The organism is Pseudomonas sp. TH41, from assembly GCF_016650695.1.
In the GTDB taxonomy this organism is placed as follows: Bacteria; Pseudomonadota; Gammaproteobacteria; order Pseudomonadales; family Pseudomonadaceae; genus Aquipseudomonas.
Genome location: NZ_JAEKFH010000007.1, coordinates 172,629 through 195,685, shown reverse-complemented (window position 1 = coordinate 195,685; position 23,057 = coordinate 172,629). Strand labels below are relative to the sequence as shown.

Sequence of the window (23,057 nt, the reverse complement as noted above, 5' to 3'; positions counted from 1 at the left end):
CGCGAGCAAGCTCGCTCCCACAAGAGCAAGCATGAGCAAAACAATGGGCAATAAAAAAGGCGACAGGAGCATGACCCCTGTCGCCTTTGCTGTGTCAGTCGAAGCGTTTACTGCACTTCTACCGCCAGGCTTTCACTGATCTTTTTCTGCCAGATGGCAGGACCGGTGATGTGTACCGACTCACCCTTGCTATCGACTGCAACGGTGACCGGCATGTCTTTGACGTCGAACTCGTAGATCGCTTCCATGCCCAGTTCGGCGAAAGCCACTACGCGGGATTTCTTGATGGCTTGCGCCACCAGGTAAGCCGCGCCGCCAACTGCCATCAGGTAAACGGCTTTGTGGTCCTTGATCGCTTCGATCGCGGTCGGGCCGCGCTCGGATTTGCCGATCATGCCCAGCAGGCCGGTTTGCTCGAGGATCTGACGGGTGAACTTGTCCATCCGCGTGGCGGTGGTCGGACCGGCAGGGCCTACCACTTCTTCGCGTACCGGATCGACCGGGCCGACGTAGTAGATGAAGCGACCTTTGAGGTCCACCGGCAAGGTTTCACCCTTGTTCAGCATCTCGACCATGCGCTTGTGCGCCGCGTCGCGACCGGTGAGCATCTTGCCGTTGAGCAGGACGGTTTCGCCCGGCTTCCAGCTCTGCACGTCTTCCGGGGTCAGGGTGTCGAGGTTGACGCGACGGGCCGATGGACCGGCTTCCCAGACGATTTCCGGGTAGGCGTCCAGCGGTGGCGCTTCCAGGGACGCAGGCCCCGAACCGTCGAGCACAAAGTGCGCGTGACGGGTGGCGGCGCAGTTGGGGATCATGCACACCGGCAACGAAGCGGCGTGAGTCGGGTAGTCCATGATCTTCACGTCGAGCACGGTGGTCAGGCCACCCAGGCCCTGGGCGCCGATGCCCAGTTGGTTGACCTTCTCGAACAGCTCCAGACGCATCTCTTCGATACGGTTGGACGGGCCGCGCTTTTTCAGCTCGTGAATGTCGATGGATTCCATCAACACTTCCTTGGCCATCACCGCGGCTTTCTCGGCGGTGCCGCCGATGCCGATGCCCAGCATGCCCGGTGGGCACCAGCCGGCGCCCATGGTCGGAACGGTCTTCAGTACCCAGTCGACGATCGAGTCGGACGGATTGAGCATGGCCATTTTCGACTTGTTCTCGGAACCGCCGCCCTTGGCTGCCACGTCCACTTCCACGGTGTTACCCGGAACGATGGAGTAGTGGATAACGGCCGGGGTGTTGTCCTTGGTGTTTTTACGAGCGCCCGCCGGGTCGGCGAGGATCGAAGCACGCAGGACGTTTTCCGGCAGGTTGTAAGCCCGGCGCACGCCTTCGTTGATCATGTCGTCCAGGCCCATGGTGGCGCCATCCCAACGTACGTCCATGCCCACGCGGACGAAGACGGTGACGATGCCGGTGTCCTGGCAAATCGGGCGGTGGCCGGTGGCGCACATACGCGAGTTGATCAGGATTTGCGCCATCGAATCGCGAGCTGCCGGCGATTCTTCACGCAGGTAGGCCTCGTGCATCGCCTGGATGAAATCAACGGGGTGGTAATAGGAAATGAACTGCAGGGCGTCGGCAACGCTCTGAATCAGGTCGTCTTGCTTGATCACGGTCATGAGTCGCGCTCCTCTAAAAGACGGGAACATTCAATAAGGTGCTTGCAGCTTGGGTGCATCGGTCGGTTGCAAGCACCTTTACAAGGCACGCCGGGGTGCTGGCGCGACGCTAAAAAGGCGCGGCAGTATACCGCGCCTCGCGAGTGGGTACACGCGCCGACGGTCAATCTTGTGGCGAGGGGATTTATCCCCGTTGGGTGGCGAAGCCGCCCCAAAAGCTGCACCTCGGTACATCAGGTATACCGCGTGTGTCGGATTGACGACTGCTTCGCAGTCGAACGGGGATAAATCCCCTCGCCACAGGTAATCGGTTCATCGGGCTCATGGCTTTGGCGCCAATTTTTTCAGACCCTAAAATTGAATGGTCATTTATCAGACACGCCACTAAAGTGGCATTCGGCCTGTAGAGTAGCCACTCCAACAGCCTCCTTTCGCACGGTGAGTCAACGATTGACCCATAACGCCCTCCAGCGCCTTTTGCTCAAACGCTTTGCCCTCGCAGCCGGCACTTACGCCCTGGCTCTGGTCCTGCTGTGGTTGGCGTTTTTCACTGGCCACTACGATGAGCCATTAGCCAGCGTGGCCGTCGGCAGTGCGCTTGTCGTCATCAGCCAGGCGACGCTTTTCGCGGTGTTTTATTCAGGTTTCAACCTTCGGTTCAACGACCCGAGCCTGACCGAAGCGCAAGTATTGCTGGGGCTGGGTTGGCAAACCTGGCTGATCGCCCATCTGGATGTGGCTCGCGGCGCCTTTCTGGTGTTCTACGTACTGATTCTGCTGTTTGGTCTGTTCCATCTGTCACGCCGGTCCTTGACTCGATGTGCGCTGTTGGTCTTCTTCAGTTTCAGCGCGATCACGCTTTGGGAGGGCTACCACTTCCAGTTAGCCGATCCGGCATTGGCGGTGCTGCAGGTGTGTGTGCTGTTTATTGTGCTGGTCTGGCTGGTGCTGTATGCCCGTCACGTCCAGGCCTCGCGGCAACGCATGCGTCAGCGGCGGTTTGCGTTGCAGGCGCACCAGGACACGCTGCGCGGGATGATGCGCCAGCTCGAAGACCTGGTGGCGACCGATGAGCTGACCGGGCTGTTCAATCGCCGACATTTCCTGCGCCTGGCCTCCCGCGAGTTGAACACCATGGAAGTCGGGGTCGTGCATGGCCTGGCGCTGATCGACCTCGACCATTTCAAACGGATCAACGATTTCCACGGTCACGCCGCCGGCGATCAGGTGCTGCAAGCCTTTGCCGGCGTTGCCACTGCCTGCCTGCGCGAGGGGGATGTGCTGGCCCGCTACGGTGGCGAAGAGTTTGTGGTGTTATTGCCCGATTGCAATGCCGAGCGATTGACCTCGTGTTGCGAACGGCTGCGCATTGCGTTCACCGATGTCGAGTTGATCGGCCTTAATGTGAGCAACCTCAGCCTTAGTGGCGGCATGACGCTGCTGGAACTGGGCGATGATCTCGACGACGCTTTGCAGCGGGCGGATCAGGCACTCTATCGTGCTAAACGTGACGGCCGTAATCGTTGCGCGGCGGCGTGGGAGAACGTTGATGCCTGAATTGCGCGTGGGTGAACGCCAATGGTCGGTGGCGACCGGCAGCAATTTGCTGGATGCGTTGAATCAGAATGGCGTGTCAGTGCCTTACAGCTGTCGCGCCGGCAGTTGCCATGCGTGTCTGGTGCAGTGTGTGCAAGGGCTGCCCAGCGACAGCCGACCTGATGCCTTGAGCGCTGACCAGCGTCAGCAAGGCTGGCGCCTGGCCTGCCAGTGTCAGGTGACCGAAGATTTACAGGTGCACACCTTTGACCCGGAGCGGGACGGATGCCCGGCCGAGGTCGCGGCCGTCGATTGGTTGAGTGCCAGCGTGCTGCGTTTGCGCCTGACCCCACAACGACCTTTGCGCTACGGCGCCGGGCAGCATCTGGTGTTGTGGGCCGGTAACGTGGCGAGGCCGTATTCTTTGGCCAGCCTGCCGGAAGAAGACCGCTTTCTGGAGTTCCATATCGATTGTCGTCAGCCGGGAGCCTTCAGCGATGCCGCGCGCCAGCTGCGGATCGGTGATTCGATCAACCTCGGTGAGTTGCGCGGCGGCGCCTTGCATTATGACGCTGACTGGCACAATCGACCGCTTTGGCTGATGGCCTCCGGCACCGGTCTGGGGCCTTTGTTCGGCGTCTTGCGCGAAGCGTTGCGTCAGGATCATCAGGGCGTCATCCGCGTCATTCACTTGGCCCATGATGCCAGTGAGCACTATCTGACCAAGCCCCTGCAAGCCATGGCCGCCAGTCGCCCGAACCTCAGCATCGAGCTCTGGACCCCCGCCGGGTTGCCAGAAGCATTAGCGCAACTGCGCCTGGTTTCACGGCAAACCCTGGCGCTGGTCTGCGGGTCTCCCGACAGCGTCGACGCCTTTTCCCGACGTTTGTACCTGGCGGGACTGCCGCGCAATCAACTGCTGGCCGATGTTTTCCTGACGCGTGGTTGAGCGCTGATTTTCTTCGGTGCCTGTGCGGGCCCCTTCGCGAGCAGGCTCGCTCCCACATTTAATCTCCAGTGTTTGTGAGGTCAGTGTGGGAGCGAGCCTGCTCGCGAAGGGGGGTTGTCCAGGCAACACACCTTCAGGCCCAGAAACGCAAAAGCCCCGCCATTCACAGGGCGGGGCTTTTGTTTTTCAGCGGTCGATCACTCAGACCATCGGGTCGCCAACGTGCAGGATTTTCATCCCGTTGGTGCCGCCGATGGTGTGGTAGCTGTCGCCCTTGGTCAGGATGACCCAGTCGCCTTTCTCGACAACACCGCGCTTGAGCAACTCGTCGATCGCAGCCTGGCTGACTTGCTCAGGCGGCAGGGACGCCGGGTCGAACGGTACGGTGTAGACGCCACGGAACATGGCTGCGCGAGCCTGGGTTTCGCGGTGCGGGGAGAACGCGTAGATCGGCACCGAAGAGCGGATGCGCGACATGATCAACGGCGTGTAGCCACTTTCGGTCAACGCGATGATCGCTTTCACGCCCGGGAAGTGGTTGGCCGTGTACATGGCCGCCAGGGCGATGCTCTGGTCGCAGCTTTCGAAGACCTTGCCGATACGGTGGCTTGAGGTCTTGCTGGTCGGGTGCTTTTCAGCGCCGACGCAGATGCGCGCCATGGCTTGCACCGCTTCCAGCGGGTACAGGCCCGCGGCACTTTCAGCCGAGAGCATCACGGCGTCGGTGTAGTCGAGCACGGCGTTGGCCACGTCGGACACTTCGGCGCGGGTCGGCATCGGGTTCTGGATCATCGACTCCATCATCTGGGTCGCAACAATCACAGCCTTGTTGTGGCGGCGTGCATGCAGAATGATTTTCTTCTGAATGCCTACCAGCTCGGCGTCGCCGATTTCCACGCCCAGGTCACCACGGGCAACCATCACCGCGTCGGAGGCATTGATCAGCGCATCGAGGGTGTCGTCGTCGGCTACGGCTTCGGCGCGTTCGATCTTCGCCACCAGCCAGGCAGTACCGCCGGCCTCGTCGCGCAGTTGACGGGCGTATTCCATGTCGGCCGCATCACGCGGGAAGGACACGGCGAGGTAGTCGACTTGCATCTCGGCGGCGAGCTTGATGTCGGCCTTGTCTTTTTCAGTCAGGGCCGGAGCCGTCAGACCGCCGCCGCGACGGTTGATGCCTTTATGGTCGGACAGCGGGCCGCCGATCAGTACAGTGCAATTCAGTTCGGTGGCGTTGGCAGTATCAACGCGCATGACCACGCGACCATCGTCGAGCAGCAGCTCGTCGCCTACGCCGCAGTCCTTGACCAGATCCGGGTAGTCGATGCCGACCACTTGCTGGTTGCCTTCGGTCAACGGATGGCTGGTGGAGAAGGTGAATTGATCACCGATCTTCAGCTCGATCTTCTTGTTGGCGAATTTGGCGATACGGATTTTCGGGCCTTGCAGATCGCCCAGCAGGGCGACGAAGCGCCCGTGCTTGGCAGCGAGGTCACGCACCAGCTTCGCGCGAGCCTTGTGCTCGTCGGGGGTGCCGTGGGAGAAGTTCAGGCGGGCGACGTCCAGGCCAGCCAGAATCAGCTGTTCGAGAACTTCCGGCGAGTTACTGGCCGGGCCAAGGGTAGCGACGATTTTGGTACGACGGACGGACATGCAAAGACTCCTGAGTTCAAGCGCTGAGTGAGGCTACTATGCTCTCCGGTTGTAGTCATTGTTCGTGTGCACTACTTATTCGCTTGTTTCTTTAAATGAACATTCCTGAAGATTTTCGCCAACGGGTCGATACAGAGCTCAAGACAGGAGAACCCCCATGCGATTCGTGCTCATAGCCGCCCTTGCCCTCAGTGTAGTGGGCTGCACCCGTTGGTCGATGAACCATCATTTGAATAACGCCTACAGCGCCTATGACCGGGGCAATTGCGAGCAAGTGATGCTTGAACTGTCCAAGGTCGACCGCGCCAGCCGCGAGCGGCGCTATGTGCAACCGGAAGTGTCGATGATGCGCGGCCAATGCCTGGAGCGTCAGAAGATGTTTATCGATGCGGCCCAGACTTACCAGTACATCATCGCGTCGTATCCGCAAAGCGAGTACGCCTATCGCGCGCGCGCACGGCTGGAAACCTTGCAGAGCCTGGGTCATTACCCGACGCGTTCCGCCGCGGCCGTGCGCCCGACCCAGTTCTGATTGCCGCTGTCATGTAAAGGCTGGCCGACTGATGGAGGGTGGTGAGCTATAGTTGAAGGAACCGGTTTTGCAGTCGTGCCGCTAAACCGGCGTAACACCTGTGATCGGCAGACGTAAGCGGCAGCGGCTCCCTGGGCTGTCGTACCGGGATCGGGGAGAGCGCGTTTGCTTGCCATGCAGACCCGTTCCGAAGCATTAGTGCGGCCCTGCTTAAGGGTCTTGCGTAGCGAATTCAGTATGTTCACTGACCGCCGGATCGAGCGGCATCAACTGCCGTATTTTCTGAGAGTGTTCAATAGCATCACCGACAAACCCATTGGCTTCCTGGGCAACGTGAGCGAAGACGGGCTGATGCTCATCAGTCAGTTGCCGATGATGATCGGCGCCGATTTCGATCTGCGCCTGAAAATCCCCGCGAGTGGCGGCCTTCTGCAGGTCATTGATGTGCGGGCGTGTTGTTTGTGGTGCCATGAAGATGCTAACCCCCATCACTATGACGCCGGTTTTAGCCTGCAACGGGCACCGCCGGAATATGGGCAACTGGTCAGTGCGCTGCGCCAGTACTTCAGTTTTCAGCCGTTGCCGGCGTCTGCCTGATAACCGTAGGAGCGAGCTGCTCGCGAAGGACTTGAGAGCAACGCGTTTGTTCAGCAAGAACGCGTTATCGTTAACGTCCTTCGCGAGCAAGCTCGCTCCTACAGGTGTGCCCAATCCTACGCGACAACACCTCGGCTCCAATTCAAATAGAGCGTCACCAACGCCGGCCCCAGCCTTTTTGCGAGACTACTGGCCGGGGCGGGATGTGAACGCCTAGACTTCGCCGATCTTCAGTTCAGGAATCGCCCGTGACCTCGATCTTCTGGTACGACTATGAAACCACTGGCATCAACCCCCGTTGCGACCGCCCGCTACAAATGGCGGGGATTCGCACCGACGTCGATCTCAATGAAATCGACGAGCCGGTCAATCTCTACTGCCAGCCCAGCGACGACATCCTGCCGCACCCTGCCGCCTGCGCGATCACCGGTATTACGCCCGGCCGGCTGGCCGAGCAAGGACTGAGCGAAGCCGATTTCATGACCCGAGTGCATGCTCAACTCGCCATGCCCGGCACCTGTGGAGCGGGGTACAACACGCTGCGTTTCGACGACGAAATGACCCGATACAGCTTGTACCGAAACTTTTTCGACCCTTACGCGCGCGAGTGGCAGGGCGGTAACAGCCGCTGGGACCTGATCGATGTGGTGCGGGCGGCGTATGCCTTGCGCCCTGATGGCCTTGTTTGGCCGAAAGACGACGAGGGGCGGATTACGCTCAAACTTGAGCGCCTGACCGCCGCCAACGGTATTGATCACGGGAATGCCCACGAAGCGCTGTCGGACGTTCGCGCTACCATCGCCCTTGCACGCTTGATACGGGAAAAACAGCCAAAACTATATGACTGGCTGTTTCAGTTACGCGGCAAACAACGGGTAATGGATCAGGTTCGACTCTTGCAGCCGATGGTGCATGTTTCCGGGCGTTTTTCGGCAGCACGCAACTATGTCGGTGTGGTGCTGCCACTGGCGTGGCATCCCCGTAACCGTAACGCCCTGATTGTCTGTGACCTGCACCTGGATCCTCAAAACCTGCTTGATCTGGATGCCGAAGCATTGCGCCAGCGGTTGTATACCCGCCGCGATGAACTGGTCGAGGGCGAGTTGCCGGTGCCACTCAAGCTTATCCACATCAATAAATGTCCGGTGGTGGCGCCGTTGTCGGTACTTCGTCCTGTCGATCAGCAGCGTCTTGAGCTGGACATGGCGCTCTATCAGGCGCGGGCGCTGCGACTAAGTGACGCACAAAAAGTGTGGCACGATAAAGTTTTGGCGATTTATGCGAGCGAAGACTTTTCCTCGAGCCAAGATCCTGAGCAACAGTTATACGATGGTTTTATCGGTGATCGGGATCGGCGTTTATGTGAGCAAGTCAGAACGGCCGATCCCGTGCAATTGGCGCAACAGCAATGGCCTTTCGATGATGAACGTTTGCCGGAATTATTGTTTCGATATCGCGCACGTAACTTCCCCGATACGTTGAATTTTGAAGAGCAAGAACGTTGGCGAATATTCTGTCAGCAACGTTTGTCAGACCTTGAGTGGGGGGCACCCAATACACTGGAAACTTTCGTAGAGGCCGCAGCGCAATTGAACATTACGGCTACATCGTTTCAGCGACAGGTGCTGAATGAATGGCAGGATTATGTGCAGGGATTACGCAAACGTTTGAATGTTTGAAAACGAATATGTCCATGGCTCGACAATCGGGCATAAAAAAACGCCAGCATCAGCTGGCGTTCTTTTCATCGCGGATCAGTCCGCGACAAGCTCTGCGGCTTAGCCCAGCAGAGTAGCCCAGCCTTCAACCACGTCACCGCCCCACTTGGCTTTCCACTCTTTCAGAGTTTTGTGGTTGCCACCTTTGGTTTCGATGACTTCGCCGTTGTGCGGGTTTTTGTATTGTTTAACTTTGCGGGCACGTTTGGTGCCGGTAGTTTTTACTGCGCCGCCACGTGGAGCCTTGGTTTTGGCTTCCGGGTCCAGCAGCGCGATGATGTCACGCAGGGACTTGGAGTATTCGCCCATCAGGGTGCGCAGTTTGCCTTCGAATTCCAGCTCGGTTTGCAGTTTGTCGTCTTGGGACAGATTTTTCAAACGGGCTTGCAGCTCTTTGATAGCTTCTTCGGTGGCACGATATTCGTTGATCAAGGACATGAGGATTACCTTATGTAGGGCGCTGGATGGCAGGAGACAGTGAGGCAATAATAGTCAGGGTGTTTCATCAAGTAAACATTTAACCGGTGTTTATTTAATTTAGTTCCGGTGAATAGCGCATAAATTGGAATGCACTTAATTAGCCTGATGCAGTCGTCACAGATATTCACAAATGAGCTCTTGAAGATTGGCTACAAGAGCACCATCGCGCGGGATGAGGGTAATGCCAGAACCTGTGTCACCGGACCAACGCGCAAGGCAAGGCATCATCAATACTGCAGTTTTGCTGCGCAATGGCTAGAATGACGGCCTTTGCGAAGTTCTGGAGTTTCCCCCTCATGCGCACTTTTCGGCTGGTGATCTCTTGCCCGGACCGCGTCGGCATCGTTGCTAAAGTCAGTAACTTTCTGGCGTCACATAACGGCTGGATCACTGAAGCGAGCCATCACTCGGACAATCTCAGTGACTGGTTCTTCATGCGTCACGAAATTCGTGCCGACTCGCTGCCTTTTGGTATCGAAGCATTGCGCGAAGCATTTGCACCGATTGCGCAAGAGTTCTCGATGGACTGGCGCATCACTGATACGGCGCAGAAGAAGCGCGTGGTGTTGATGGCCAGCCGCGAGTCCCACTGCCTGGCCGACTTGCTGCATCGCTGGCACAGTGATGAACTGGACTGCGAAATTTCCTGCGTGATTTCCAACCATGATGACCTGCGCAGCATGGTTGAGTGGCACGGTATTCCTTATTACCACGTACCGGTCAACTCGCAGGACAAAGAGCCGGCGTTTGCCGAAGTCTCGCGCCTGGTTAAACAGCACGATGCCGAAGTGGTCGTACTTGCCCGTTACATGCAAATCCTGCCACCGGAGTTGTGCCGCGAATATGCCCACAAGGTCATCAACATTCACCACAGCTTCCTGCCGTCGTTCGTCGGTGCCAAGCCGTATCATCAAGCCTCCTTGCGCGGCGTGAAGTTGATTGGTGCTACTTGCCACTACGTGACCGAAGAGCTGGACGCTGGTCCGATCATCGAACAGGACGTGGTGCGTGTGAGCCACAGCGACAGTATCGAAGACATGGTGCGTTTCGGTCGTGACGTCGAGAAGATGGTGCTGGCTCGCGGTCTGCGTTATCACCTGGAAGACCGGGTGTTGGTGCATGGCAACAAAACCGTAGTGTTCTGATAGCAATACGGCACGGTTGAAATTCGAAGGGCCTGGGCGTTCAATCGCTCCAGGCCCTTCGCCGTTTCTGCACTGAGGACATGATCATGGCCGATCCACTGGACAAAGCCACTTCCAAGGCCCCCGCCACAGTGGGCGAGGGATGTTTGAGCCGCTACGACCCGGATGACATGAGCCCGGAAGATGGCACGGAGTTTCCCGGTGCTGCCGAGTTGTGGGAGGCGTTGAATCCTGAGTCTGAACTTGTATCTGCTGGCGATGGGGTACTGTTGCAGAGGCTGTGAAGTCTGGTTGGGGTCTTTGATTGTGTGTATATCCGTTTTTTGGGTAGCCGCCGCTATTGGTTTCGCTTTTACAGCGAGTCACTTTCGAAAAGCGCGAAAGTAACCAAAGCGCTCATGCCCCTTTCGTTCGGTGCCTCGCTGTGGCTCGGCATGCCCTCGCTCCGGTCCTGCTCCGTGGGCCCGCCGCGATCGGCCATCCATGGCCGTGCGCGGCTAACCCGGCATCCATGCCGGGTTGCCCACTACGCAGAACCTCCACTCGGCCTCTCGAGGGGGCGGTGCATCGAGATCAAAAGCTGAAGGCGAGCTAACGCTCGGCCTGATGAGTGGTGAGGATCAAAAGCGGTACGCCGCCCCAATATCCAATGTAGGAGCGAGCTTGCTCGCGATGGACGTGAACGATAACGCGTGCTGTCTGGAAAAATGCGTTGCCTTCGAATTCATCGCGAGCAAGCTCGCTCCTACATTGCTCGCGAAGCTCTTGATCTTGCCCTTGCCCTTGCCCTTGCCCTTGCCCTTGCTTTGGCTTTTGATCTACCTGCCCCTTTCCCAGAGGCCGAACGCAGGCGTTGCGCAGGGGGCACCGCGGCAAGGATGGCGGCGGGCCCCCGGAGCAATGCCGGAGTGAGGGCATGCCGAGCCTTAGCGAGGCACCGAATGGAGGGGCAAGACTTTTTGGTTACTTTTGACTGGGCCGGCACTCCGGGCGTTTGTCAAAAGTGACTCGCTGTAAGAGCGAAACCGCCAGCCGCAGCAATCAAAAAAACGGATATGTACACATTCAAAAAATCCTCAGCCATAGCAAGACCAAGCCCCCCAGGCTCCTAAGCCTGCTTAACCTTCATCAACTTCTTCAGCAGCGGCCGCCCCAGCATCAGCAAAAATACTGGGCCACCGACCACCAGGTAGAAGTAATAGGTCACCGCCCGCCAAATCAAAATCGCCGCCGCCGCGGTGGATTTTCCGACCATGGGCGCCAACAGCGCCGCCGACGTCAGCTCTGCCGCCCCTGCACCGCCCGGCAACAGGCTGAACTGCCCGGCGCTCAGAGAAAGCATCTGGATCAGAAAACACCAGGCCCACTGCAAGTCCGCCCCGAGCCCGCGCAACGCCAGATACAGCACGCTGTAGCGTAAGACCCAATGCAGGCAGGTGAGGGCAAAGACCTTGATCAGCGTCTGAAAAGGCAATTTCAACGTTTCTGTAAACGCCGCCAGGAAGTGCAGGAGTTTGCGTGCCCAGCGCAGGCGCGTGGTGGCTTTGACATTCAAGCGAGCGAGCAAACGGCCGCCAAGACGAATCAGCAACCGGTGGTAGTGGGCGATCAGCCCACAACTGATCAACCCGCCGAACAAGGAAATGGCGCTCACGGTCAGCAGCCATTCCATGCGCTGGCTAAGGTGCTGGAACAGTGCATAAATCAGGATCCCGCTCAGCGCACAGAGGAAAAACAGCAAATCGCTCAGCTGATCCATGGCGAACACGGCACTACCCCTGGCCGGGCGCACGCCATTGCGTGCCAACAACGCCATGATCGTCAGCGGTCCACCGCTGCCGCCGGGCGTGGCGCAATAGGCGAACTCGGCGGCCATTACCACGCCGAGGCTTTTGAACCGACTCACCTTGTCGCGCTGGTCCCCCAGCAACAAGCGCAAGCGCATTGTGTTTACCACCCAGCACAGCAGAATCATGCCGAACATGATCAACAGCCAGGTCAGCGGAAAGCTTTGCAGGCGCGACGCTGTCTGATTACCGCCAAGCAACAGTGGAATCAGCACTGCAGCGAGCAGGGCGACGAGCAGCAGAATCCCGCGACTCATGCGGCGCGACCGATGCGGTCGCTGTGCGATGCCAGCCACCCGGCCTTGGTCATCGGCACACGGCCCTCGTCGAGCAAACGCTTGAGGGTTTGCAGCCAGTAAGTGCGGGAGAACTCATGGCGCATGTCCACCGGATGCAGGCCGAGGCGAATCACCGGCGCCTGGCGCCAGCGCTGTTCGCGATGATCGCTGACGAGTTTTGACAGGCCTCGGCGCCAGGCGCTGCGTGCACTCCAGACCAGGCCCGGGGCATCGATCGCGGTGAAATCCGGCAAACGATAGAGATGTTGCGGGTCGCTGGTGTAGTTCAGCGGTAACTGGCGCAAGGCCTCGCGGGTGCCGTCGCTCATCAGCCAGGCCGGGGCGACGAAACCCTCCAGCGGCCAGTCAAATCGCCGGAACACTTCGATGCCGGCGCGCAGGCGGGTCCATACCGCTTCCCGGGACAAGCTGTAGAACTCACCTTCGTGGGTGTAGACGCGCCGCATGAACCAGTCGCGGGGATTGTTCGCAGAGGGGGCATCATCGCAATGGAAGTAACCGTGCAACGCCAATTCGTCACCCCGGGCAACCCGCCGGGTGAGTAGGCGTCGAAATCCCGGATGGGCATCCAGGCCGTTGTGCTTGTGAAAATTCGGCACCACCAGCCAAGTCAGCGGCACCTCGCCCAGCGCGTCGACGGCTTCAACGAAGGGTTGGTAATCGGCCCAGGTTGGCGGTGCAACATCATGCAGCACCACTAAAAGGCTGCGTGCGTTCATGAGCTCAACCATTGGCGGCCAGCGGCCATTGGTGGCTGCCGAGCACGGCGTGATAGTGCCCCAGCAGGCTGTTGACCACGGTGTCCCACGAGTAATGCCGCTCAACATGGCTGCGGGCGTGCTTGCCGAGAACAGCGCTGCCTGAGGTGAATAACTCGCGTACTGCGTTGGCCATTGCCAACGGATTGTTCGGCGTGCAGAGCAGGCCGCATTGATCGGTGACAATCTCTTGAAAAGCCCCGGCCGCCACGGCCACGACCGGAATGCCACTGGCCATGGCTTCCAGAATCACCAGGCCGAACGTTTCCTGATCGCCTGCGTGCAGCAGCGCATCGGCACTGGCCATCAATCGCGCAACGTGCGTCGCCGGGCAGAAATCATCAATCACGGTGACGTTGTCCGGTACCACGGCCGGCATCGATGAACCGACCAGCAGCAGGTGATAACGTCGGCCCAGCCGACTCATGCAGTCGAGCAGCACCGGCAGGTTTTTTTCCTTGGAGCCACGCCCGGCGAAGATCAGCAGGTGGGTATTTTCATCGATGCCCAATTCGGCCCGCAGACCGGAATCGCGTAAGCCGGGGTTGAAGGTTTGCAAGTCCACGCCCAAGGGCTGCACGAAAACGTTTTTCACCCCCAGGCCGATCAGTTTGTCGGCCATGACCCGGCTCGGCGCCAGAACCCGGTCGAAGTTGCCATAAAGCTTGCTGACATAAGCTTCGACATTCCCGGTGACCCAATTGCCCATGCGGTTGCTGACCAGCAGTGGCAGGTCCGAGTGATAAAAGCCGATCACTGGCACGTCGAGTTGGCGCTTAGCATCCAGAGCCGCCCACGCGGTGAGGTAAGGATCGCCGACCTCAATCAGGTCGGGCTGCAAGTCCTGCAGAACATTGCGCCAGGGCGCGAGGCGGAGGGGAAAGCGATACCCCTTGCCGAAGGGCAGGGCGGGGGCCGGAACTGTGTAGACGCCATCCTGTTCACTTAAGGAAGGACCCGGAATCAGCAGGCTATGGCGAATGCCCGGTTTGATGCCCAGGCGACGGTGTTTTGCATCCAGATAAGTGCGCACGCCACCGCTGGCAGGGGCGTAGAACATGGTTATGTCAGCGATATGCACGATGAGCATCCCTCCGGTCCGTTGTTCTCCCTTGGTTGACCTTTATGAAGGATAGATGTTCGGTTGGGGTTTTGCGTTGACGGGGGAGGGCGCGTTCGCGAGCAAGCCCGCTCCCACATGGGTTCGCGCTGAACCTGTGGGAGCGGGCTTGCCCGCGAAGGGGCCAGATCAGACGCTAGATACGGAAACTGCCTACCAACTGTTTAAGGCGCGCCGCCTGCTGCTCCAGGTCTGAGCATGCCCGCAACGTCGATTGCAGGTTTTCCACCCCTTCCTGGTTCAGTGTGTTGATCTCGGTGATGTCGACGTTGATCGACTCGACCACCGCCGTCTGCTCCTCGGTCGCCGTCGCTACCGACTGGTTCATCCCGTCGATTTCGCCGATGCGCAAAGTCACGCTGTTGAGGCGTTCGCCGGCCAGGTTGGCGATTTCGACGCTTTCCTGACTGTGGCGCTGACTGTCGCTCATGGTACTGACGGATTCACGAGCGCCGATTTGCAGCTCCTCGATCATGGTCTGTACCTGTTGCGCCGATTCCTGGGTGCGGTGCGCGAGGTTGCGAACTTCGTCGGCCACCACGGCAAAACCGCGCCCGGCTTCACCGGCACGCGCAGCTTCAATGGCCGCGTTGAGCGCCAGCAGGTTGGTTTGCTGGGAAATGCTGGTAATCACTTCGAGAATCTGCCCGATGTTCACGGTTTTGCTGTTCAGCGATTCGATGTTGGTACTGGAGGCGCTAAGCATGTTCGATAGCTGATTCATCGCGACAATGCTGCGATCCACCACTTGCTGGCCGTCTTCGGCGAGGCTGCGGGCATCGCTGGCCTGGCTGGATGCTTGCGCGGCGTTGCGGGCGATTTCCTGGGCGGCGGCACCGAGCTGATTGATCGCCGCGGCAACGCTGCTGGTGCGTGAAGCTTGTTGGTCGGAGTTGTACATCGACGAGTTCGAGGCGGCCACGACGCGCAAGGCCACTTCGTTGACTTGCCCGGTCGCCGAGGACACTTCGCGGATCGAACCGTGAATACGCTCCACGAAACGGTTGAACGCGGTGCCGAGGAGGCCGAACTCGTCGTTGTTCTGAATGGTCAGGCGTTTGGTCAGGTCGCCTTCACCGTCAGCGATGTCGGCCATGGCGCGGGTCATGACGTTCAATGGCTGGATCAGGATACGGATCAGCATACCCAGCAGCGCAATGATGATCGCCACGGCAATGAGGGTTGCGATGATCGCTGAAGTACGGAACTCGCTGAGCATGGAAAAGGCTTTGTCCTTGTCCACGGACAAACCGATGTACCAGTTCACCGACGACAGCCCTTTGATCGGGGTGAAGGTCATGATGCGGGTTTTGCCATCCACCTGGATTTCGCTCAGGTCGCTGCTGATGACAGGCGTGTCCTGCGGGTAAACCTCCTTGAGCGATTTCATCGCCAGCGCTTTGTCGGGGTGTACCAGGATTTTGCCGTCCGAGCTGACCAGAAAGGCATACCCCATGCCGTCGAAGTCCAGTGCCTTGAGGCTGTCTGCAATCACTTGCAAACTCAAGTCGCCACCGACCACACCCATGTTCTGTCCATCCTTGACCACGCTGTCAACGATGGAAATCACCAGTTGGCCAGAGGCCAGATCAATGTACGGTTCCGTCAATGCAGGACCGCTGGCGCTCTGCGCACTCTTGTACCAAGGACGAGCGCGAGGGTCATAGCCATCGGGCATCTTGCTATCTGGACGGATGATGAAAGAACCATCCTTATTGCCCAAGTAGGCGCCCATGAAGGTCGACGTTACGGCCTTCTGCACAAGCAGTTTGGCAACGTTGTCGGTATCGGGGTTCATTGCAACGGTTTGCGACAGATTTTCGATCAGCAAGCTACGACCGGCCAGCCAGGTCTGGATGTTGTTGGCAGTGACTCTGCCCATCTCCTGCAGGTAGTGGTCCAGGTTCTTTCGAATGGCGTTTCGCTGTAAATAGTCGTTGTACAGAGTGAACGAGGCGAACGCGGCGATGACGATGAGCGCGGCGGCAAGCAGGATTTTATGGCTGAAACGCAGATTTTTGTTCATAGCTTGGAGTGTCCGCTAAGGTCTTATTTGGGGCGTGTTGCTGTTAACTCGCGCAAAGTGGGTACGCGTAGGCGCGAATTGTGTATTCCAGGCCTCCATGCGGAACGTCAGACCTTGTTATCCGTTGGGTCTCTTGCTTTGCTCTATCGGCCGTGAAGGATCAAAGATTAACCATAGGTGACCAAATGCCTGATTCATTGCAACTCGTTATCGGTGCCGATCTCGCGGGGCAGCCGATTGCTCAGGCCATGCGCCTGGCGAACCGTCACGGTCTGGTCGCGGGCGCCACCGGGACGGGTAAAACCGTGACCTTGCAACGCATGGCCGAAGCGTTCAGCGATGCTGGCGTGGCAGTGTTTGCCGCCGATATCAAAGGCGACCTGTGCGGTCTGGGCGCCGCCGGCAACCCTCAAGGCAAGATCGCCGAGCGCATCGCCGGGATGCCGTGGCTGAACTACAAGCCTCAGGCGTATCCGGTGACTCTGTGGGATGTTCACGGTCAGTCCGGTCATCCATTGCGCACAACCTTGAGTGAAATGGGCCCCTTGTTGCTGGGCAGCCTGCTGGAATTGACCGACAGCCAGCAATCGGCGCTGTACGCCGCCTTCAAGGTGGCGGACCGCGAAGGGTTGCTGCTGCTGGACCTGAAGGATTTGAAGGCGCTGCTCAATCACCTGCGTGACCACCCCGAATTGCTCGGTGACGACGCCGCGCTGATGACCACCGGTTCCAGCCAGGCGCTGCTGCGGCGTCTGGCGACCCTGGAACAGCAAGGTGCCGAAGCACTGTTCGGCGAACCGGCCTTGCAACTCGAAGACATTCTGCAACCGACCGCCGATGGCCGTGGGCGCATTCACTTGCTCGACGCCAGTCGTCTGGTCCACGAAGCGCCGAAGGTCTACGCGACGTTCTTGCTGTGGTTGCTGGCCGAACTCTTCGAGCAACTGCCGGAACGCGGCGATGCCGACAAACCGTTGCTGGCGCTGTTTTTCGATGAGGCACACTTGTTGTTCGCGGGGACGCCCAAGGCGTTGCAGGATCGCCTGGAACAAGTCGTGCGGCTGATTCGTTCAAAAGGCGTGGGCGTGTATTTCGTCACCCAATCGCCCGGCGATTTGCCGGATGACGTGCTGGCGCAATTGGGCCTGCGTATCCAGCATGGCTTGCGCGCGTTTACCGCAAAAGAGCAGAAGTCCCTGCGAGCGGTGGCCGAGGGCTTCCGTCCCAACCCGGCGTTCGACGCGTTGTCGGTGCTGACCGAACTGGGGATCGGCGAGGCGCTGGTCGGCACCTTGCAAGACAAGGGCACACCGGAAATGGTCCAGCGCGTCCTGGTCGCGCCGCCGCAATCGCGGATCGGGCCCTTGAGCGAAGCCGAGCGTGCGGCGTTAATCGCCAGTTCACCGTTGCAGGGGCGGTATGACAAGCCGATCGATCGTGAGTCGGCTTATGAAGTGCTGATGGGGCGCAAAGGTCTGGCGCCAGAGCCTGAAGCGGCGCCGGGCAAGCCCGCCGCTGAAGAGCCAAGCTTCACCGACAAGGCTGGGGAGTTCCTCGGTACGGCGGCAGGGCAGGCGCTGAAATCGGCGATGCGACAGGCGGCTAATCAGTTGGGCCGACAATTGGTACGCGGCTTGATGGGCTCATTGCTCGGTGGCAGCAAGCGCCGCTAAAGCAAAAGATCGTCCGAACGCGGCCCGAACCTTCGGCAGCTCCTACATTGGATTGCGTTCACCCTGTAGGAGCTGCCGAAGGCTGCGATCTTTTGATCTTGCTTCTATTCCTTGGGTTTCGCATGAGCCGCGAGTCGCTCCAGCGCCGCTCTAAGATTCGGATCGCTAATCCCCTCAGCCGTAGCCTGAATGGTCGCACCCGCATCGCTGGACAAACTGATGGTATGCCCCGCCGCCCCTTGCTGAACCGTGGGTGGCTGCACCTTGAACAGAATCCGCGTCAAACTGGCGAATTCGTCGAACATCTGTAATTGCCGTTGCAGACGTTTTTGCTGGTAACGCAGGCGGGTAGCCCAATGACCGTCGGTGACAATCAGCAATAAACTGCCTTCGCGCCATGAAGCCACATGGCAGTGCTCGCGCGCGGCGGGCTGCAATTGGCTTTCCAGCAGACGTTGTAAATGACCCAGGCGTTGAGCATGGCCAAAGATGGCTTTCAGCGGTTTGGCTTCGCGAAGCAGAACGGCGGGTGCTCTGGCCGTAAGAGGGCGAAATGCCATGATCAGACACCTGAAGTAACAGAGCTGCCATGGTAGCAGAAAGCACCCGATTCGCCCGACCCATTGCTTTGCGAGCGCTTTACCCATTAAATCAACAAGTAACTTATGCCGTGAATGGCTTGAAGTTCAGTAAAAAGCCCTTATTTTAAGTGAGCCCCGTCACAGCGCTGTGCCAGCATCGTGGAATAACGCCACTTTCCTCACCATCGTTTCCGGGTAGAATGCTCGTTCGCATGCGGCCATGAGGGCTGCACGGGCGACTCACGGGGCCGCCCTCCATCCCTTTAGTGTGGAAGATCCTGCCGATATGTTTGCGCCTTTGTTAAAGAAACTTTTTGGAAGCAAGAACGAGCGTGAAGTCAAACGCATGCTCAAGACGGTGCAACTCGTCAATGCCTTCGAAGAGCAAATGGTGGCCCTTTCGGACGATCAATTGCGTGCCAAGACAGATGAGTTCAAGGCCCGCATCGCCAAAGGGGAAGACCTCGACAAGCTGCTGCCAGAAGCCTTTGCGGTCGCCCGCGAAGCCGGTAAGCGCGTCATGGGTATGCGCCACTTCGATGTCCAGCTGATCGGCGGCATGACCTTGCATGAAGGCATGATCGCGGAAATGCGTACCGGTGAAGGCAAGACCCTGGTGGCGACACTGGGTGTTTACCTGAACGCGTTGTCCGGCAAAGGCGTGCACGTTGTTACCGTGAACGACTACCTGGCCCGTCGTGACGCCAACTGGATGCGTCCGCTCTACGAATTCCTCGGCATGACGGTAGGCGTGGTTACGCCGTTCCAGCCGCCGGAAGAGAAACGTCTGGCTTACGCCGCCGACATTACCTACGGCACCAACAACGAATTCGGTTTCGACTACCTGCGCGACAACATGGCGTTCAGCATGGAAGAAAAATTCCAGCGCGAACTCAATTTTGCCGTGATCGACGAAGTCGACTCGATCCTCATCGACGAAGCCCGTACCCCGCTGATCATTTCCGGTCAGGCCGAGGACAGCTCCAAGCTGTACATCGAGATCAACAAACTGATCCCGCAGCTCGAGTTGCACATCGAAGAAGTGGAAGGCGAAGTGACCAAGGCTGGGCACTACACCGTCGACGAGAAGACCCGCCAGGTCGAACTCAATGAAGCCGGTCACCAGTACGTCGAAGAAACGCTTACCCGCATCGGCCTGCTGGCTGAAGGCGAGAGCCTGTATTCGGCGCACAACCTGGGCCTGCTGACTCACGTTTATGCCGGTCTGCGCGCGCATAAACTGTTCCATCGCAACATCGAGTACATCGTGCAGGACGGTCAGGTTGTCCTGGTCGACGAACACACCGGTCGTACCATGCCGGGTCGTCGTCTGTCCGAAGGTCTGCACCAGGCCATCGAAGCCAAGGAAGAGCTGAACATCCAGGCCGAAAGCCAGACGCTGGCGTCGACCACGTTCCAGAACTACTTCCGTCTGTACAACAAGCTGTCCGGCATGACCGGTACCGCTGACACTGAAGCGTTCGAATTCCACCAGATCTACGGTCTGTCGGTGATGGTTATCCCGCCGAACAAGCCACTGGCGCGTAAAGACTACAACGACCTGGTGTTCCTGACCGCCGAAGAGAAATACGCGGCGATCATCAACGACATCAAGGAATGCATGACCCACGGCCGTCCGGTGCTGGTGGGTACTGCAACCATCGAAACTTCCGAGCACATGTCCAGCCTGCTCAACAAGGAAGGCATCGAACACAAGGTTCTGAACGCCAAGTTCCACGAAAAAGAAGCCGAGATCATTGCCCAGGCCGGTCGCCCAGGCGCACTGACCATCGCCACCAACATGGCCGGTCGTGGTACCGACATCCTGTTGGGCGGCAACTGGGAAGTGGAAGTTGCTTCGCTGGAAGACCCGACCCCTGAGCAAATCGCCCAGATCAAGGCCGACTGGCAGAAACGTCACCAGCAAGTGCTCGAGTCGGGCGGCTTGCAGGTCATCGCTTCCGAACGTCACGAATCGCGCCGTATCGACAACCAGCTGCGTGGTCGTGCCGGTCGTCAGGGTGACGCCGGTTCCAGCCGTTTCTACCTGTCGCTGGAAGACAGCCTGATGCGCATCTTCGCCTCTGACCGGGTGAAGAACTTCATGAAAGCCCTGGGCATGCAGCCTGGCGAAGCGATTGAACACCGCATGGTGACCAACGCCATCGAGAAGGCTCAGCGCAAGGTTGAAGGCCGCAACTTCGACATTCGTAAGCAGCTGCTTGAGTTCGACGACGTCAACAACGAACAGCGTAAAGTGATCTATCACATGCGTAACAGTTTGTTGGCTGCTGACAACATCGGCGAAACCATTGCCGACTTCCGTCAGGACGTGCTCAACGCCACCGTCAGCGCACACATTCCACCGCAGTCGCTGCCTGAGCAGTGGGATGTGGCGGGCCTGGAAGCCGCGCTGCAGAGCGATTTCGGTGTGGCGCTGCCGATCCAGCAATGGCTCGACGAAGACGACCACCTGTACGAAGAAACCCTGCGCGAGAAGCTGCTGAACGAATTGCTGGCTGCGTACAACGAGAAAGAAGAGCAGGCGAGCGCCGAAGCGCTGCGCACCTTCGAGAAGCAAATTGTACTGCGCGTGCTCGACGACCTGTGGAAAGACCACCTGTCGACCATGGATCACCTGCGTCACGGCATCCATTTGCGTGGTTATGCGCAGAAGAACCCGAAGCAGGAGTACAAGCGCGAGTCCTACACGCTGTTCTCCGAGCTGCTGGATTCGATCAAGCGCGACTCGATCCGTGTGCTGTCGCACGTTCAGGTTCGCCGCGAAGATCCAATCGAAGAAGAGCAACGCCTGCGCCAGGAAGCCGAAGCGCTGGCGGCACGCATGCAGTTCCAGCACGACGAAGCACCGGGTCTTGAACAACCGGAGCTGCTGGGTGAAGAGGTTGATGTTGCCCTCGCCACCGCGCCAGTACGCAACGAACAGAAGCTGGGCCGTAACGAACTGTGCTACTGCGGTTCGGGCAAGAAATTCAAGCATTGTCACGGGCAGATCCAGTAAAACCCGTTTCATACGCTGAAATACCCGCGCCGCGACCGGCATAAGCCGTCGCGGCGTTTTGCCATTTAAACCACCGTTCTTCCTGACGACGGTGCTGACATCTTTTTAAGGAGCGCTTTCATGGCTGTTGGTCTTGGTCCTTTGCCAACGTTGCACCCGGTTGCCGGTTTTGAACTCGGTATCGCCTCGGCCGGCATCAAGCGCCCGGGGCGCAAGGATGTGGTGGTCATGCGCTGTGCCGAAGGTTCTACCGTGGCAGGCGTGTTCACCCTAAACGCCTTTTGCGCAGCGCCGGTGATCCTGGCCAAGCAACGCGTGCAAGGTCCGGTGCGTTACCTGCTGACCAATACCGGCAATGCCAACGCGGGTACCGGTGAGCCTGGCCTCGCCGCCGCCGAGCGCACCTGCGCCAAACTGGCTGAGCTGACCGGTGTCGATGCCAGCCTGGTGCTGCCGTACTCCACCGGTGTGATCGGCGAACCGCTGCCGGTCGAGAAGATTGAAGGCGCGCTGCAAGCCGCCCTCGACGATCTGTCGGTCAACAACTGGGAAGCGGCCGCCACTGGCATCATGACCACCGACACCCTGCCGAAGGGCGCCAGCCGCCAGTTCCAGCATGACGGCGTGACCATCACCGTCACCGGGATCAGCAAAGGTGCGGGCATGATTCGTCCGAACATGGCAACCATGCTCGGCTACATCGCCACCGACGCCAAAGTCTCCCGCGACGTCTTGCAAAACCTGCTGCTGGACGGTGCCAACAAGTCGTTCAACCGGATCACCATCGATGGTGACACGTCGACCAACGACTGCTGCATGCTGATCGCCACCGGTCAGGCAGCACTGCCGGAAATCACCGAAGCGAGCGGTCCGCTGTTCGCCCTGCTGAAGCAAGCCGTGTTCGAAGTCTGCATGGACGTGGCCCAAGCCATCGTTCGCGACGGCGAAGGCGCGACCAAATTTGTCACCGTAGAAGTCAACGGCGGCGGCAATCACCAGGAATGCCTGGACGTTGGATACACCGTGGCTCACTCGCCGCTGATCAAGACCGCACTGTTCGCCTCCGATCCGAACTGGGGTCGTATCCTGGCCGCCGTCGGCCGTGCCGGTGTGCCGAACCTGGACGTGAGCAAGATCGACGTGTTCCTCGGCGACGTGTGCATCGCCAGCCGTGGCGCGCGTGCCGCGACTTACACCGAAGCCCAAGGCGCGGCGGTGATGCAGCAGGAAGAAATCACCATCCGTATCGAACTGGGTCGCGGTGATTGCAGCGAAACAATCTGGACCACCGACTTGTCCCACGAATACGTGAAGATCAACGCCGAGTACCGTACGTAATCTCCAAACCGAGTCGCCTTATTCGCGAGCAAGCCCGCTCCCACATTTGACTGAGTGCTTCCAGTAGAAATGCGATCAAATGTGGGAGCGGGCTTGCTCGCGAAGGCGGACTTCCAGTCACCACCCAGACTGGCTTGTTTCCCTTCATCAAA

18 protein-coding genes are annotated in these 23,057 nt (G+C 59.0%); 10 read left to right on the top strand and 8 right to left on the bottom strand.

Translation table 11 applies throughout. From position 1 onward, the window contains the following. Nucleotides 1–107: 107 nt before the first annotated feature. Complete coding sequence (locus tag JFU37_RS27915; protein WP_057960547.1) at nt 108–1,631, bottom strand: fumarate hydratase; 1,524 nt, start codon at nt 1,629–1,631, stop codon at nt 108–110. A gap of 450 nt (nt 1,632–2,081) precedes the next feature. On the opposite strand from JFU37_RS27915, the gene JFU37_RS27910 reads away from it, so the two are divergent. Beyond that, the gene (locus tag JFU37_RS27910; RefSeq protein ID WP_201120324.1) at nt 2,082–3,188 is read left to right on the top strand and encodes a GGDEF domain-containing protein; all 1,107 of its coding nucleotides are present in this window, start codon (nt 2,082–2,084) and stop codon (nt 3,186–3,188) included. Continuing rightward, the gene (locus JFU37_RS27905; protein ID WP_201120319.1) at nt 3,181–4,116 is read left to right on the top strand and encodes an iron-sulfur-binding ferredoxin reductase; all 936 of its coding nucleotides are present in this window, start codon (nt 3,181–3,183) and stop codon (nt 4,114–4,116) included. The genes JFU37_RS27910 and JFU37_RS27905 overlap by 8 nt, the downstream gene beginning before the upstream one ends. Nucleotides 4,117–4,317: 201 nt before the next feature. Here the strand turns inward: JFU37_RS27905 and pyk are convergent, their stop codons facing one another. Beyond that, nucleotides 4,318–5,769: a pyruvate kinase gene (pyk, locus tag JFU37_RS27900; RefSeq protein ID WP_201120318.1), complete on the bottom strand. Its 1,452-nt coding sequence runs from the start codon at nt 5,767–5,769 to the stop codon at nt 4,318–4,320. A gap of 157 nt (nt 5,770–5,926) precedes the next feature. Between pyk and JFU37_RS27895 the strand changes: the two genes are divergently transcribed. From JFU37_RS27895 to sbcB, 3 genes are all read left to right on the top strand, one after another. Further along, a complete protein-coding gene (locus JFU37_RS27895) occupies nt 5,927–6,301 on the top strand; it encodes a tetratricopeptide repeat protein (RefSeq protein ID WP_201120317.1) in 375 nt (124 codons plus the stop codon). 237 nt (nt 6,302–6,538) lie between these two features. Further along, nucleotides 6,539–6,898, top strand: a complete 360-nt coding sequence (locus JFU37_RS27890) for a PilZ domain-containing protein (protein ID WP_201120316.1) — start codon at nt 6,539–6,541, stop codon at nt 6,896–6,898. A gap of 248 nt (nt 6,899–7,146) precedes the next feature. After that, nucleotides 7,147–8,577: an exodeoxyribonuclease I gene (sbcB, locus tag JFU37_RS27885; protein ID WP_201120314.1), complete on the top strand. Its 1,431-nt coding sequence runs from the start codon at nt 7,147–7,149 to the stop codon at nt 8,575–8,577. A 99-nt stretch (nt 8,578–8,676) separates the two neighbouring features. On the opposite strand, the gene mvaT is transcribed toward sbcB, so the two are convergent. After that, the gene (gene mvaT, locus JFU37_RS27880; RefSeq protein WP_008058684.1) at nt 8,677–9,054 is read right to left on the bottom strand and encodes a histone-like nucleoid-structuring protein MvaT; all 378 of its coding nucleotides are present in this window, start codon (nt 9,052–9,054) and stop codon (nt 8,677–8,679) included. Nucleotides 9,055–9,392: 338 nt separating this feature from the next. Between mvaT and purU the strand changes: the two genes are divergently transcribed. Further along, nucleotides 9,393–10,241, top strand: coding sequence for a formyltetrahydrofolate deformylase (gene purU, locus JFU37_RS27875; RefSeq protein ID WP_201120312.1), 849 nt, complete (start codon nt 9,393–9,395; stop codon nt 10,239–10,241). A gap of 86 nt (nt 10,242–10,327) precedes the next feature. Continuing rightward, entirely contained in the window at nt 10,328–10,525 is a 198-nt protein-coding gene (locus JFU37_RS27870; protein WP_201120311.1) for a hypothetical protein, read from the top strand. An 824-nt stretch (nt 10,526–11,349) separates the two neighbouring features. Here JFU37_RS27870 and JFU37_RS27865 read toward each other — a convergent pair. The 4 genes from JFU37_RS27865 to JFU37_RS27850 form a co-directional block, all read right to left on the bottom strand. Then, nucleotides 11,350–12,345, bottom strand: a complete 996-nt coding sequence (locus JFU37_RS27865) for a lysylphosphatidylglycerol synthase transmembrane domain-containing protein (protein ID WP_201120309.1) — start codon at nt 12,343–12,345, stop codon at nt 11,350–11,352. Continuing rightward, a complete protein-coding gene (locus JFU37_RS27860) occupies nt 12,342–13,118 on the bottom strand; it encodes a DUF2334 domain-containing protein (RefSeq protein ID WP_201120307.1) in 777 nt (258 codons plus the stop codon). Before JFU37_RS27860 ends, JFU37_RS27865 begins: the two co-directional genes overlap by 4 nt. Beyond that, nucleotides 13,111–14,235, bottom strand: a complete 1,125-nt coding sequence (locus tag JFU37_RS27855) for a glycosyltransferase family 4 protein (RefSeq protein WP_201120306.1) — start codon at nt 14,233–14,235, stop codon at nt 13,111–13,113. The genes JFU37_RS27860 and JFU37_RS27855 overlap by 8 nt, the downstream gene beginning before the upstream one ends. Nucleotides 14,236–14,401: 166 nt before the next feature. Next, complete coding sequence (locus tag JFU37_RS27850; protein WP_201120304.1) at nt 14,402–16,291, bottom strand: methyl-accepting chemotaxis protein; 1,890 nt, start codon at nt 16,289–16,291, stop codon at nt 14,402–14,404. A gap of 185 nt (nt 16,292–16,476) precedes the next feature. On the opposite strand from JFU37_RS27850, the gene JFU37_RS27845 reads away from it, so the two are divergent. Further along, on the top strand, nt 16,477–17,964 hold the full coding sequence (locus tag JFU37_RS27845; RefSeq protein ID WP_201120302.1) for a helicase HerA-like domain-containing protein: 1,488 nt from the start codon (nt 16,477–16,479) through the stop codon (nt 17,962–17,964). A gap of 104 nt (nt 17,965–18,068) precedes the next feature. Here JFU37_RS27845 and JFU37_RS27840 read toward each other — a convergent pair whose 3' ends face one another. Next, nucleotides 18,069–18,524 (bottom strand): DUF721 domain-containing protein, encoded by a 456-nt coding sequence (locus JFU37_RS27840; RefSeq protein WP_201120301.1) that lies wholly within the window; start codon nt 18,522–18,524, stop codon nt 18,069–18,071. Nucleotides 18,525–18,831: 307 nt separating this feature from the next. On the opposite strand from JFU37_RS27840, the gene secA reads away from it, so the two are divergent. After that, nucleotides 18,832–21,567, top strand: a complete 2,736-nt coding sequence (gene secA, locus JFU37_RS27835) for a preprotein translocase subunit SecA (RefSeq protein WP_201120299.1) — start codon at nt 18,832–18,834, stop codon at nt 21,565–21,567. Nucleotides 21,568–21,687: 120 nt separating this feature from the next. Next, the gene (gene argJ, locus JFU37_RS27830; RefSeq protein ID WP_201120297.1) at nt 21,688–22,905 is read left to right on the top strand and encodes a bifunctional glutamate N-acetyltransferase/amino-acid acetyltransferase ArgJ; all 1,218 of its coding nucleotides are present in this window, start codon (nt 21,688–21,690) and stop codon (nt 22,903–22,905) included. Nucleotides 22,906–23,057: the final 152 nt, after the last annotated feature.

Coding starts and splice junctions, on each gene's coding strand:
- mvaT (WP_008058684.1), bottom strand. CDS start 9,054: ATGTCCTTGATCAACGAATATCGTGCCACCGAAGAAGCTATCAAAGAG.
- JFU37_RS27870 (WP_201120311.1), top strand. CDS start 10,328: ATGGCCGATCCACTGGACAAAGCCACTTCCAAGGCCCCCGCCACAGTG.
- argJ (WP_201120297.1), top strand. CDS start 21,688: ATGGCTGTTGGTCTTGGTCCTTTGCCAACGTTGCACCCGGTTGCCGGT.
- JFU37_RS27895 (WP_201120317.1), top strand. CDS start 5,927: ATGCGATTCGTGCTCATAGCCGCCCTTGCCCTCAGTGTAGTGGGCTGC.
- pyk (WP_201120318.1), bottom strand. CDS start 5,769: ATGTCCGTCCGTCGTACCAAAATCGTCGCTACCCTTGGCCCGGCCAGT.
- JFU37_RS27860 (WP_201120307.1), bottom strand. CDS start 13,118: ATGGTTGAGCTCATGAACGCACGCAGCCTTTTAGTGGTGCTGCATGAT.
- JFU37_RS27865 (WP_201120309.1), bottom strand. CDS start 12,345: ATGAGTCGCGGGATTCTGCTGCTCGTCGCCCTGCTCGCTGCAGTGCTG.
- JFU37_RS27840 (WP_201120301.1), bottom strand. CDS start 18,524: ATGGCATTTCGCCCTCTTACGGCCAGAGCACCCGCCGTTCTGCTTCGC.
- JFU37_RS27915 (WP_057960547.1), bottom strand. CDS start 1,631: ATGACCGTGATCAAGCAAGACGACCTGATTCAGAGCGTTGCCGACGCC.
- JFU37_RS27890 (WP_201120316.1), top strand. CDS start 6,539: ATGTTCACTGACCGCCGGATCGAGCGGCATCAACTGCCGTATTTTCTG.
- purU (WP_201120312.1), top strand. CDS start 9,393: ATGCGCACTTTTCGGCTGGTGATCTCTTGCCCGGACCGCGTCGGCATC.
- JFU37_RS27905 (WP_201120319.1), top strand. CDS start 3,181: ATGCCTGAATTGCGCGTGGGTGAACGCCAATGGTCGGTGGCGACCGGC.
- JFU37_RS27855 (WP_201120306.1), bottom strand. CDS start 14,235: ATGCTCATCGTGCATATCGCTGACATAACCATGTTCTACGCCCCTGCC.
- JFU37_RS27850 (WP_201120304.1), bottom strand. CDS start 16,291: ATGAACAAAAATCTGCGTTTCAGCCATAAAATCCTGCTTGCCGCCGCG.
- secA (WP_201120299.1), top strand. CDS start 18,832: ATGTTTGCGCCTTTGTTAAAGAAACTTTTTGGAAGCAAGAACGAGCGT.
- JFU37_RS27845 (WP_201120302.1), top strand. CDS start 16,477: ATGCCTGATTCATTGCAACTCGTTATCGGTGCCGATCTCGCGGGGCAG.